Source organism: Planctomycetaceae bacterium, from assembly GCA_041398785.1.
GTDB lineage: Bacteria > Planctomycetota > Planctomycetia > Planctomycetales > Planctomycetaceae > JAWKUA01.
Genome location: JAWKUA010000001.1, coordinates 61,465 through 74,042, shown reverse-complemented (window position 1 = coordinate 74,042; position 12,578 = coordinate 61,465). Strand labels below are relative to the sequence as shown.

Sequence of the window (12,578 nt, the reverse complement as noted above, 5' to 3'; positions counted from 1 at the left end):
GAAGTGATACCGGTCGCGCAGCGTCGCCACGAACCGTTCCCACGAGTCCGCATTCGGGCGGGGAATCCGGCTCGGCGCGGTGTATTGGGCGTCGCGGCGATCTGCCGACCTGGCTAAAGTGATGTCAGGCGGCGACTTACGGTCACCGGTTCGATTCCCATCCGCTTCCGTGGAAACACATCCGGTTTCCTGACGTGAATGATACGAACGGATTCGTCGCGGCTTCGCGGGAGTCAATTCTCTTCCAGCCGGATGGGTCGGGAGATTTTCCGCTGCGGGCACTGGACATTCGGAGAAGTTATCCGGACGCTGCCCGGCATGTTTGATTTCGATGGGCTGTTTGCCGAACTTCGCGATGAAGGTGATGATGGCTGGAGCGACCTGCTGCGGGCTCGGTGCGCGGAAGCCCTGTCGCCGGGTGTTCACGGACATTTAGCGGAATGGACTTCGGCGGTTCGTGGATTACCGGACATTGCTTCCGACGGCCCGCGTGTTATCGATGGGCGAGTCACCATCGGCAGCAACAGCGACATCAGCGCGGAGCAGCGCGAGACGCTTCATTCCGTTCTGCGTCAGTTTTGTCCGTGGCGAAAGGGGCCGTTCGACCTGTTCGGGATTCATATCGATTCCGAATGGCGATCCGACCGAAAGTGGGATCGGCTGGCCGGGCACATCGATCTGCGAAATTGCAGTGTGCTGGATGTCGGTTGCGGAAACGGATACTACGGCTGGCGGATGCTGGATGCCGGAGCACGCCGAGTTGTCGGTTTCGATCCGTTTCTGTTGTATGTGATGCAGCACGAAATCGTGAAGCGATACGCGGATCATCCGGTGGCCAACTATGTCCTGCCGCTCAGCGACGATGCTCTGCAATCGTGCCCGCGCTGCTTTGACGTGACGTTTTCAATGGGAGTCCTGTATCACCGCACGTCGCCGATCGACCATCTGCAGTCGCTGTTCCGAACAATCAAGCCCGGCGGAAGGCTGGTCCTGGAGACTCTGGTCACTGACCGCGCGGACGCGCAGGTGCTGGTACCGGAAGGCCGCTATGCAAAGATGAGAAACGTGTGGTTCATCCCGTCAATCCGCATGCTGGAACTGTGGCTGAAGCGAACCGGCTTCGACGATGTGAAGGTCGTCGATGTGACAGCAACGTCCAGCCGCGAACAGCGCCGAACGGACTGGATGACATTCGAGTCGCTGTCCGATTTTCTTGACCCCCGCGACGCGACTCGCACGATTGAAGGCCACCCGGCTCCCATTCGCGCCATCGCGACAGCGGTCGCTCGGCCGTGACCAGGGTTCTGCTATGCCAGGTCTCTGCAACACCAGGGCGCTGTTACACCGGGGCTGCCGTGTACAGTGGAGCGATGACTTCGCCATTCAGCAGATAGTGAGGACGGCCGAGCGGGTCGATGACCTGCGCATCATGCGGCACGCCGAGTGCGCTGAGCAGCGTGGTGCCGACGTCGGCGGGAGTCCACGACCGGGTGAGCGGATAGGCGGCGATGGAATCCGTTTCGCCCAGCACCTGGCCGCCCCGAATTCCCGCTCCGGCGAATAGTCCCGAGTACGTGTGAGCCCAGTGGTCGCGACCGGGAATCGTCTGCCCCGGCAATGTCGAAACCTTTGGAGTGCGGCCGAATTCTCCCATCACGATGACCATGGTCTGGTCGAGCAGGCCCTTTGACGACAGGTCGTCCATCAGCGCGGCCAGGCCCTGATCGAGCTGTGGCAGCAGTGTATTTTTCAGACGACCCCAATTGTCGACGTGCGTGTCCCACGTCTGCACGATTCCCATTGTCGCCTGAACCATGGGGACACCCGCTTCGACAAGCCGGCGCGACAGCAGCAGCGACTGACCGAACTTGTTGCGGCCATAGCGGTCGCGTGTCGCGTCGTCTTCGGTGTGGATCTGAAACGCCTCAGCCACCCGTGCCGAAGTCAGCAGCGAAAACGCCACATCCTGCTGTTCCAGGAAGGCTCGCGCGCGACTGTCCGCCGAAAGCTGTCGGTCGCACTCATTGAGCCGGTCCAGCAATCCGCGTCGCGAGAGCAGTCGCGGTCCGGACATGTCCTGCGGCAGGTGCAGAGAATCGACCTGGAAATTCGGGTCGTTGGGATCATGGTTGATCTGCCACGGATCGTGTCGGGTTCCGAGAAATCCGGCGTGCTGCCCCGGCCACGTCAGCGGTCCTTCGATCAGATAGTTGGGAAGCGACATGCCGCTGGGAATGCCATCCCCGCGTGGCTTCACAAAATCCAGGGCAGCGGCGAAATTGGGAAAGTCGTTGCGCGATTCCACTCGGTCAAGATCGCTGCCACCGCGAGGAATCGGCGTGGGCCGCCCCGTCAGGGCCACGTGAGTCGCCAGCAGATGATTGTGTTCCCGATGAGCCAGCGTTCGGACGATCGCCCATTTGTCCATCTGAGCGCTCACTCGCGGCAGATGCTCGCAAACGGAAATTCCGGGGATCGTGGTATGGATCGCTCGGAATTCGCCCCGGATTTCCTCGGGAGCCTGCGGCTTTGGGTCCAGCGTATCCAGTTGACTCGGTCCGCCGCTGAGCAGCACCAGCAGCACCGACTTCGCCGTTGAGGACTCCGCGGTGGTTCCTGCCTGACTCCGCAATGCAGCCGCGGGCAGAGCTGACCCGATCACGCCCATCGACGTCACCTTCAGCAAACGTCGTCGATCAAAATGGAAACGGGGTGATGGCATGGCGGGAATCCTGCAGCCTGCGGCGTTTGGTCAGGAAGGCGAATACCGGAGTGCGCGGGCGAGTCATTTCTGGCGGGAAACAAAGTATGGACGACGCAATCGGACTGTGCAACTTGATTCGGCAGCGACCGGCCGGTGGCACGGTGACAGTGCCGCGCGGCGGCTTCAAAGAAAACGAACGAAAATCCGTGATCCGGCCGAAACCCTGCTGCGTTGCAGGACACTATCAATGTGATATCATTTCGTTATCACGTGAATGGCTTAACAATTGAGGAGCTGTGACTGCGATGATCAAAGAAAGACCTGTGAAACCAATGGCTGGCTGGTTTCCGTTGCTGGTGGTACTGGCGCTGGTGATTGGAGCACCGTTTGTGATTGCTCACGCGATTCCGGATGGCGGCGGGCCGCCGACCGTTCCGGTGTTGCTGACCGGAATTTTCATGATTCCGGCGGCAATCGTGGGTCTGTGCGGATTTCTGGCAGTTTCCCCGAACGATTCGCGGGTGCTGCTGCTGTTTGGAGAATACCGCGGTTCGGTTACGGATTCCGGGTTCTATTGGGTGAACCCGTTTTATTCCAAGAAGAAGCTGTCGCTGCGAATTCGCAACTTTGAAACGGGGTCCAGCACCGTTCCGGAGAGCAAGAACCAGGCAGGGCAGGTCGTGCAGCCGAAGTCACGAACGGCGGGCAAGCCGTCAAAAGTGAACGACCGCGACGGGAATCCGATCGACATTTCGGCGGTGGTTGTCTGGAAGGTTGTGGACACAGCGGAGGCACTGTTTGAAGTCGACGACTATGAAAACTTCGTCGAAGTTCAGAGTGAAGCGGCTCTGCGTGTGCTGGCCAGCCGGCATCCCTACGACAGCCACGACACCGAAATCTCTCTTCGCGGAAACACGGTTGAAGTCTGTGAGCAGCTTCAGACGGACATTCAGGAACGGCTGGACAAAGCGGGTGTGAAGGTCATCGAAGCGAGAATCAGCCACCTGGCATATTCGCCGGAAATCGCGGCCGCGATGCTGCAGCGCCAGCAGGCATCCGCCATCGTCGCGGCTCGAACGAAAATCGTGGAAGGAGCCGTCGGGATGGTCCAGTTGGCTCTGGAGCATCTGAAGAAGGATGGGGTGATCGACCTGGATGAAGAACGCAAGGCGGCGATGGTTTCCAATCTGCTGGTTGTGTTGTGCAGCGATCGGCACACGCAGCCGGTGGTCAACACCGGAACTCTTTACAACTAATCTTCGATCATGCGATGTCTTTGGAGTGCGGCGACTTGTCGCCGCTTTTCTGTTCATGTGATTGGCGGTTTACAAGTGAGCCGCTCGGCAGGTCGGCTATTAAGGAGGCGGCCATGAATAAGTTGCCGAATTCCCAATGAGCCGCACGGCGTTAGCCGCGGTTTTCAAGGAACCGGACGCTAACGCGTTCCGGCTCATGCGGTACCTGATTTGCGGACTAAAGAATCCGCAAGAGATAACGGAATGCGGAACCATCGCGCTCCGGAGACTTGCTGGTTTCGGACCAGTGGTCTGTCAGGCGTGAGTTCCCGAACGGAGGTTGACAGGTTTGGCGCGAGAATCGTTTTTGCTGCGAACTGATCCGAAGGTTCTCGACGCGCTGCGTCGCTGGGCGGAGGACGAACTGCGCAGCACAAACGGGCAGCTCGACTTCCTGCTTCGCCGGGCACTGCAGGACGCGGGCCGGTTGTCGGGCCGGGAGAGTTCTTCGGAACTCCCGGCGGACGATTCCGGTTCCGCAGACTCGCAGGCTGAGTAATCCGGGGACCGCCAATCCTGATCCGCGACTGCGACACTGAGGCAGGGAATCCGCTACACTTCGCCGGCATTTTGATCCCTCGTTCCTTCAAAGGTGCTCGGCGATGTCTGCTGTGGATTTTCTGAAACCGCTGATCGAGTTTCCGACAGTGAGTTGTGATTCGAACGTCGAAGTCAGCCGCTGGCTGGAAGACCAGTTGAAGTCTCTGGCGTTCGAAACGGAGTGGCTGGAGTACACGGACCCGGCTGGTGTGAAGAAGGCCTGCGTCAGCGGACGGCTGGGTCCGGCGGGTGAAGGCTGGGCTCACTTTTCACACACGGACGTCGTACCGGTTCGGTCGTGGAGTTTTCCGAAAGCCGGTCCGTGGACGCCGCACGTCACTGACGATCGTTTATACGGCCGAGGCTCCTGCGACATGAAGGGCTCACTGGCATGTGCTCTGGCGGCAGCGGCGCAGTTCGGGAACCGGAAGTTGACGCGGCCGTTCTACATCGTCAGCACGGCCGATGAAGAAGTCGGTCTCGGCGGGGCCGAACAGGTGGCGGAACGCAGTCCCATATTCCGCGAAATCGTGGAGTCGCGGTCGCGGGCAATCATCGGCGAGCCGACTCGCATGGAAGTTGTGCACGGACACAAGGGCGGGCAGGGCATGAAGATCGTGTCGCGGGGCGTCGCCGCTCATTCCAGCACCGGTGAAGGCCTGAATGCCAACCTGGCGATGATCCCGTTTCTGAACGATCTCCGGCAGCTTTGCCTTTCGGCCGAACGCGATGAAAACTGGCGCGACGATCGTTTCGACCCGCCTCACATCTGCATGAACATCGGGATCAACGACCACACTCACGCGCTGAACATCACTGCGCCGCAAAGCGTCTGCACCGTGTATTTCCGAGTGATGCCGCGACAGGACGGCGATGTCCTGACCCGGCAGATCGAACAACTGGCGAAGCAGCACGGGCTGGAGTTTGAAATTCAGTTTCAGTGCAAGGCTCTGTTCACGGATCCCGATTCGGAATTCGTCCGGGAATTGCTGACGATCACAGGAAGTTCCTCGTCACGAACGGTGGGCTATGGGACTGACGGAGGCCGCTTTACGGAAATCGGCCGCATGGTCGTGCTTGGTCCCGGCGACATCCGGCAGGCTCATACGGACGACGAATGGGTCAGTCTTGACCAGCTTCAGCGCGGAACGGACCTGTATAGCACGCTGATCGAACGCTGGTGTCTGGGATGACATTTCCGTTGTCGGGATGACGTCACCGTACCGGGCGAGAACAGATCGCAGCAGTCCGGCGACCCGGCGTACGCAACGTGCTCGCTGCCCGGGCGAACGATATCGGGACGTGGCCGCTTCGCCGCAGTCATCTCATCGCACGACGGCCTACGGTCGAGTCAGGTGAGACGGCCGCCAGCCGGAATCGAAGTTGAACGTGGCGTCGATGGTTTTTGGTTGTGCAGCCGGTGTCGGCGCCGGGGCAGCGGCGGGAGCAGGAATCAGGCCGGCAGGTTTCGGTTCGAAGGCATCCAGTGCAGCGAACGGATTTGGTTCGTTTTCAAACGCGGGATTCGTCGGTCGTGTCGGCTGAGCAGTCGCTGCGGGAGCAGGCTGAGACGGCGTGGGCGCTGTCGGCTTCGGCAACGGCGGTGCCGTGTTTCCGGTCGGCCCCGAAAGAAAGGCAGACGAACTCGCGGACGAACCGGGAAACGAACCGGGCGACGATGGGGAGATCAGCGGCGATGCCACGTCGTCGGCGATCTTCGGCGCGGGAAGTCTGGGAGTCAGCTCTTCCATAGCCCGTGTCACTTCCCGAGCCGCCTGAGTTACACGCGACGGCGCGCCGGTATCGATGTGACTGGCCTGAGTCGCGGTCTTCTTTGGTTCGACTTCCCACTCCGCCGCCCATTCGGCGAAGTCGTTTTCGATCGCAGCCACGTTGGCCGCAGAAGCAGCGGTCTTCTTCTTTGCGGTGTCGGTGCCGGCTGCGGCCTGTTGTTCGAGATACTTTCCGAACTCCGCCAGTTCGTCAACAGGGTCAACGGCCGCAGCAGATTCCGGAGCGGTTGCTTTGGCGACTTCGACGGCTGACGGCAGTGACGCCGTCACTTTCGGCAAGCCTTCTTCGTTCGCCGGCTTGCTCATGAAGTCCGACAGCGACGGTCCGTTTTTACCCGCCGCAGCCAGTGATCCGGCAGAAGGCGGATTGACGCCGGGGAATGTCGCGTCACGTTCGGCTCGCTGGCGTTCTGCCAGGCGTTTTTCGTAGCTGGCGATGATGGCCTGCTTTTCCGGAGTCTGCGTTGCTGCAGGACCGCCAAGCTTAACGACGCCTGTCGACGGTCCGGGTGCTGTGGTGTCGGCCAGCGCTTCGCCTGATCCCAGAAACGGATCGTGCATTCCGGCGTAATCCCGGCGCGTCATTCCGCGCCATCGGGAGCATCCGCTGCCGACAAGAGTCACGGAAACAACGAGCATCAGGCAGAGGTGGATCTTCATCGCGAGTCCTTTCGCGACCGGGTTGTCGATTCAAATCGGTCCGCATGAAATCTTCGGTTGAAGATGTTCGGATCGAATGCGTCTGAGCGGTTTGCGTTTTCAGCTTCCAGCAGGAATTGCGAATCTGATTCGGCAATGGACCGAAAGCGTCCGTGCGGATCTGCGGCGACACCATGCGCCGGCACCAGGTCACCGTCATCAACAGACTCTCGGAAATCTGCGGTTGCGGAAAACGGCGTGTTTCCGTTCCCGGAGTCGTCGGGGAACTGAAACGCGGTTTGCTGAATCGCCGGATCGGTGTCAGCCGCTTCGCCGGCGTGTCTTGCGGATGCAGCCGCGGTCATGGAAGCGGATGCGGGTGAGATTTCTTCGGCGGCCGCATGTACCCATTCCTGAAGCTGTGAAATTTGAACAGCGCCGTGGCGTCCGCGGAACAGCGGTTGCCGCAAACCGCCGTGCAGACCATCAAGATCCTTCAGCAGCGGGCTATCGGGTGGTGATTCGAAGTTGATCTGGTTCAGGACGGCCGCCAGATTCTGTTCGGCCTGATGCGGACTGGACGTATTGCGCAACGGATGAATCACGAAGGGACGTTCGACGCCGCCTCCGTGACACGTGGCGTTGCCGCATTTGTTTGCCATCAGCGGCTGAACACGGCTGACGAAGTCCCGTGCCAGGGGACGGGACAGCCCGCCCAGAGATCGGCTGGGGCGAGTATCCGCTTCCGGCGAAAATCCCGGATCGGAGGTGCCCGCAGCGGTCAGGTTGCCGCCGCTTGATTCCGACGACAGAGTTCTGCGCAGTGCCTGCAGCATTCGTTTTGCGTCGTCGCGATACGGGTCCATGTGCAGCGCGTCCAGAAGTTCGCGTTGCGCCTTCGCGTGCAGCCGATTGGTCAGGCACCAGCGAGCCAGGTCGATGTGGTCATTCGGTGTCAATTGCGGCAGCGACGCTCTCATCTTGTCGTAGGCGTCGTCGATGTCCGTCGCGAACAAGCGGATGGAATCGGACGGCAGAAACAGGCTGCCGCCCGGCTGCGTGACTTCGTACCCGCCGACTCGCGGCGTCAGTTGCCCGGTGACGACACGACCGTTCATCAGCACCAGCATCGATGTCTGCGGCGCGGAATCGACAGCGTCGTCTGCCTTTGCCGTTGTCAGCAAGAACAGAGCTGACAGCGAAATCGTGCTGGCAAGCAATCTGGTCACGGCGGATTTCAGGGGCTGGAAAGGAAATCGAAAACACGGGCGCCCGCGAGCGGCGGTCCCGCCACGCGCAGCAAGATCCGTGCAGTTTTGCTGCTCGGTTGCGGCGAACCCTAGTGCTGAACGCCGGAACGGGTCAATACGAGCAATGCGGGTACAGGAAACCACGCAGGCCCGGAATTCGCGAGTCGCTCGGGTTTCTGCCGACTTTTCGAGATCCCCGGCAACAGCGGCAGACTTCGCCGGTCAAACTGCGGCGTAAGAACGCCAGTGCCGGCGCAAGTACCCATCCCGACCGAATGCCAAAGAGGCGGAGTCGAACGAGCGAAGCAAGGTCGGGGGGAGGGACGACCGCGCGTTGGTCGCGGTCTGTGCGAAAAACGCTGAACGCGCACTCGGCCCTCTCCCGGGCATCGCTCCGCTCGCCCGACCTTTCCCGGACGGCTTCGCCTGGGAGAGGTAGATGCGCGGATGCTGCGCCGGGGAGGAACAGGATCGGACGCGTCAATCACGGCCGGAGCTGACCGGCACCCACGGATTCCATGAGCTGTAATACATGGCGCGGGACAGCGGCGTCCAGCAGTTGTTCGGTTACGGTCGGCGGAGACTCGCTGCGGGCTCCCAGAAAGAGGTCAATGAAACCAATGCCGGACTCGTATTCCACCGCATTGTAAGAAGTCAGGTTCAGGGACTCCGCAAGTGATTCGAGAGCCTGGTCAGAATAGCCGATATGGTCCGCCATCCCGTTGGCGACCGCCTGATCGGCTGTGTAGATCTGTCCGGTGGCCAGTTCACGCACCTGTTCTTCGGTCAGCTTTGGGCGATTCGTCGCAATGACTCCGACAAATCGGCGGAAAGCGTCGTCCATGATGTCCTTCCACACGGCCTGTTCGCGATCCGTCAGATCCCGAAACGGGCTGAGCGAATCCTTCAGCGGTCCGGTGACCAGCGGTTCTGACGTCACGCCGATCTTTTCCGCAAGACTGGTGGCGTTGTATCGCGGAATGATGACTCCGATGGAACCGGTCCAGGTGGTGGGTTCGACGAAGATTTGCCCCTGCGTGCCGATCCCCATCGAGATGTAGTAGCCGCCGGACGCCGCCAGACGCTTCATCGCCACATACACCGGTTTTTTCGCAACCAGCTTCTGCAGTTCGTGGTAAATCTGATGGCTGTCGGCAACGAGTCCGCCCGGGCTGTCGACTTCCAGCAGCACGCCTTTGACGCGATCGTCTTCGACGGCGTGCCGAATTTGTTTGATCCAGCGTTCGGTGAAGGGCGGCATGATCGTGCCGCTGACGCTGATGATGGCAAGCTTGTCCGACGCGGACTTTGAGCCCGACCGATGCGTTTCCCGAACGCCGTCTGCCCCGGCACGCTCGCCCGAAGCGGACTGCACGATGAACAGCAGATTCAGCATCAGCGACGCGACCAGCAGGGAAATCAGGATTCTCTTCCCCGCCGATTTCCACGAAGTCTGCGCCGTTTCCACGCGAATGACGACGGAATTCGCGTGAGTTTCCACTGATTGCCCAGCCGTGAGCTGATGTTCTTCCGTCATTGTGAGTCTGTCCCTGAGTCGAACCGTGGTGATCGGAAAGCGTTCGGGCGAACGGCGAATCCGCGGCCTTTGCCGCCCGGAGTTTCGCGGCACTGTGTGAAAACAGGCACTTTGCCGCAAGTCTGCCGATCGTTTTGATTGTACGCGTTGCAGGCATGTTATCTGTCGTATCGAACGCGAAACCGGCACGTGCGGTACAACCTGCCTTTTCGGAACCGTCGATACAAACAGACGTCCGTATTCAACAATCGAACCAGCAATCGATACAGCGGACACCCCGGAACTGCCGGAGCAGTCCCGTCGCCGCACCCGCAAATTTCGCGGTGGACGGGACCTGACCCGGAAACGACAGGCGTCTGACAGAATCAGGCACCAGATGGACCTGGCACCAGCATTCACTCAGGACTGACTCATGCTCAAACACCGAATCCTGCAACGCTGTCTGCTGACACTTGCCGTCTCGGCCGCGCCCGGGCTTTCTCTGTTTGCCAGCGGCGTGTTTGCGTCCGAGCAGCAGCCGAACGTTCCGCTATCGCGAGCAACCGGACTGGTTCCGCTGAAGCCGGTGCCCGCTATTGAACGTTCGGGCAATCGCCGTTCGGCCGTCGCTCAGGCTCAGTACCAAACGGCCTCGGAGACGCCGGGGAACGGACCTTCAACGACGGTGAATCAGGAACTGAACCGCTTGTTTCAGGAAAGCGGCCAGCAGATGCCGTCGATGCGGGCGCAGGATCTTCCCTATGCCACCACGCCGCGGACCGACCTGATCCGTCGCAAATCGGAGGCTCCCCAGGCACCGAAGCAGCCGGGAGTGCTGGGCAGGTTCTTTAATCGATTCCGATCCAAAAGCCAGCCGGAGATGAACACCAGCCTGGAAGCCGGATCACCGCCGCCAATTCGAATGCCGGACGGAAGCATTCTGCCGAACGGACGTACGGGCTCGTTTTCGCAGAACTCCGCGGGAAACCCAGGAGCCCAGCAGAACCAGGCCCGAAACCAGTATCGACCGGTTCCTCCCGCAGCGAATCAGTACCCCGGCGATCAGTTCGGCGCGAATGGTCAGCAACAGGGCGCTCGGCAACAGGGCCAGCAGTTCCCGGTTCAACAGCCGGCCGCCGCCGGAGTCGCTCACACGCAGTCGCAGAATGGCGTGCGGCAGCCGGCAGGCGGGGCGGCAGCCGCTGCGGCTCAGCGACCTCAGGCACGTGCCGCATCGGTTTCACAGCCGGTTGCCAAGTCCGCTGACGACGATTTCATCGATCCATTCACCGATCGTGGAACCGCTGACGAAGCAGGCATGCTGCTGGATCTCGATTCGCTGATCGACGACGTCCCGGCGGACATGGCTTCGCGAACGATCGAACAGGAACCGAGGCTTCCGGCACCTGAGCTGCAGCAGGATCGCCGGCCGTCAGACGATCAGGTCACCGACGATTCGTTCGCTACGGCGAGAAACGTACCGGCCGGTGATTCGGACGACGGCGAACCGCAACCGGCCGTTCAGGGGAATCCGTTCACGGGAGTGCGCCTTGACAGCCGCGATGCCAGGTCTGCGGTCGGAGGGTCGGCAACGGCCAGTGATTTCTCCGAGCCGTTTCCGTCGGGTGGCCATGACGAAAAAACTTCCGGCGCGGAAGACAGCGATTCCGACGAGTTTGATCGGGAAGACCCCGCGTCGGATGAGTTCGCAGAAGATCGATTCGCAGCGGATGAGTTCGCAGCAGACAGTGTGGCTTCACAGAATCCGTTCATGAATTCGGCGTCGTCCAATACTCCGCTGCCACCGGCCACCGACACTGATCCGCAATCTGACGATGATCCGATTGCCGACAAGTCGGCGGACGCTGACGAATTCAGCGAACCGACTCGATCGATCGCCCTGCCACCGGTCAGTGGCAGCAAGCAACCTTCTGCTGCACCGGCGTCGACGTCGCGGCCGGAACCGAAGCCGGAGGCCCGCAGGATCGCGATTCGCAATACGGAACGATCCGGCGATGGAACGGCGGGAAATCCGCTGCTTGTCGCTCCGACTCAAAAAACGGTCAACGCCGAACTGCTGAAACAGCGTCAGCAGACGGAACGCCGCGAAGCTCAGCGAGTTCGTCTTGCCAGGCGAGGCCACCTGACGGGATTCAAGGGATTCTGCCCGGTCGCTCTGCGCGACCAGCGCGAACTGGTGGATGCCTCAGAAACGCTGACGGCCATGTACGCGCTGAAGACCTATTACTTCAGTTCTCCCGAAGCGGTCGCCAGATTTCAGGCGGAACCGTCACGTTACGCGGCGGCCGTGGGAGGAAACGATGCTGTGCTGCTGGTGAATGAGGGCGAGGAGCACGAAGGCAGCCTGGACTACGCACTCTGGTATCGCGATCGTCTGTACCTGTTCACGTCGCGTGAAACCATGAAGCAGTTCAATTCTGATCCCGGCGCGTTCGCCTATCAGCATTGATCGCTAACCCGCAGAATTGAGCATTGAACACGGCGCGCGGCAACCGGAACGGCCGCTCAACGTTCAGCAGAAAGTGCCGGTGGAGTTCCATTTTTTGGAGCGGCGTCCTGTTCGGTTCCGGGTGCATCCTGGTACCGAGACGTTTTTCTGCCGATTGCGAATCGATTCGGTTGATTTCGACGAAAACCGTGTTGACACAAAAACCGAATCGGAATTATCACTCGGTCTCTCAAACCGGGCTCAACTCTGAGTCCACCTCATTCCTCTCTCCTTCTCCCTTCGTTCCGTCTGATCGGTGTCTTCTCGGGCATCGGTAACCGGAATTCCCTGCAAGTCGTGCTTCCTTCCCCGGAGGCCGAACGGTGTGCTGA

The 12,578-nt window shown here is 60.6% G+C and carries 9 protein-coding genes; 5 read left to right on the top strand and 4 right to left on the bottom strand.

Features of this window, described 5'->3' with window-relative positions; translation table 11 throughout:
• The first annotated feature begins 318 nt into the window (after positions 1-318).
• Positions 319-1,296, top strand: coding sequence for a tRNA 5-methoxyuridine(34)/uridine 5-oxyacetic acid(34) synthase CmoB (gene cmoB / locus R3C19_00360; GenBank protein ID MEZ6058794.1), 978 nt, complete (start codon positions 319-321; stop codon positions 1,294-1,296).
• Positions 1,297-1,339: 43 nt separating this feature from the next.
• Here cmoB and R3C19_00355 read toward each other — a convergent pair whose 3' ends face one another.
• A complete protein-coding gene (locus R3C19_00355; protein ID MEZ6058793.1) occupies positions 1,340-2,722 on the bottom strand; it encodes a DUF1501 domain-containing protein in 1,383 nt (460 codons plus the stop codon).
• Between the two features lie 314 nt (positions 2,723-3,036).
• On the opposite strand from R3C19_00355, the gene R3C19_00350 reads away from it, so the two are divergent.
• The 3 genes from R3C19_00350 to R3C19_00340 all read left to right on the top strand — a co-directional run bounded on the left by R3C19_00350 (position 3,037) and on the right by R3C19_00340 (position 5,732).
• Complete coding sequence (locus R3C19_00350; protein MEZ6058792.1) at positions 3,037-3,960, top strand: SPFH domain-containing protein; 924 nt, start codon at positions 3,037-3,039, stop codon at positions 3,958-3,960.
• 328 nt (positions 3,961-4,288) lie between these two features.
• Positions 4,289-4,498 (top strand): DNA-binding protein, encoded by a 210-nt coding sequence (locus R3C19_00345; GenBank protein ID MEZ6058791.1) that lies wholly within the window; start codon positions 4,289-4,291, stop codon positions 4,496-4,498.
• Between the two features lie 103 nt (positions 4,499-4,601).
• Complete coding sequence (locus R3C19_00340; GenBank protein MEZ6058790.1) at positions 4,602-5,732, top strand: M20 family metallopeptidase; 1,131 nt, start codon at positions 4,602-4,604, stop codon at positions 5,730-5,732.
• Between the two features lie 147 nt (positions 5,733-5,879).
• Here R3C19_00340 and R3C19_00335 read toward each other — a convergent pair whose 3' ends face one another.
• The 3 genes from R3C19_00335 to sppA form a co-directional block, all read right to left on the bottom strand.
• Positions 5,880-6,992, bottom strand: a complete 1,113-nt coding sequence (locus R3C19_00335; GenBank protein ID MEZ6058789.1) for a hypothetical protein — start codon at positions 6,990-6,992, stop codon at positions 5,880-5,882.
• Positions 6,989-8,200 carry a hypothetical protein gene (locus R3C19_00330; GenBank protein MEZ6058788.1) on the bottom strand — a complete coding sequence of 404 codons (1,212 nt, stop codon included), beginning with the start codon at positions 8,198-8,200 and terminating at the stop codon, positions 6,989-6,991. Before R3C19_00330 ends, R3C19_00335 begins: the two co-directional genes overlap by 4 nt.
• Positions 8,201-8,705: 505 nt before the next feature.
• On the bottom strand, positions 8,706-9,758 hold the full coding sequence (gene sppA / locus R3C19_00325) for a signal peptide peptidase SppA (GenBank protein ID MEZ6058787.1): 1,053 nt from the start codon (positions 9,756-9,758) through the stop codon (positions 8,706-8,708).
• Between the two features lie 412 nt (positions 9,759-10,170).
• On the opposite strand from sppA, the gene R3C19_00320 reads away from it, so the two are divergent.
• Complete coding sequence (locus R3C19_00320; protein ID MEZ6058786.1) at positions 10,171-12,207, top strand: hypothetical protein; 2,037 nt, start codon at positions 10,171-10,173, stop codon at positions 12,205-12,207.
• Positions 12,208-12,578: the final 371 nt, after the last annotated feature.

Coding starts and splice junctions, on each gene's coding strand:
- R3C19_00340 (MEZ6058790.1), top strand. CDS start 4,602: ATGTCTGCTGTGGATTTTCTGAAACCGCTGATCGAGTTTCCGACAGTG.
- R3C19_00320 (MEZ6058786.1), top strand. CDS start 10,171: ATGCTCAAACACCGAATCCTGCAACGCTGTCTGCTGACACTTGCCGTC.
- cmoB (MEZ6058794.1), top strand. CDS start 319: ATGTTTGATTTCGATGGGCTGTTTGCCGAACTTCGCGATGAAGGTGAT.
- R3C19_00335 (MEZ6058789.1), bottom strand. CDS start 6,992: ATGAAGATCCACCTCTGCCTGATGCTCGTTGTTTCCGTGACTCTTGTC.
- sppA (MEZ6058787.1), bottom strand. CDS start 9,758: ATGACGGAAGAACATCAGCTCACGGCTGGGCAATCAGTGGAAACTCAC.
- R3C19_00350 (MEZ6058792.1), top strand. CDS start 3,037: ATGGCTGGCTGGTTTCCGTTGCTGGTGGTACTGGCGCTGGTGATTGGA.
- R3C19_00355 (MEZ6058793.1), bottom strand. CDS start 2,722: ATGCCATCACCCCGTTTCCATTTTGATCGACGACGTTTGCTGAAGGTG.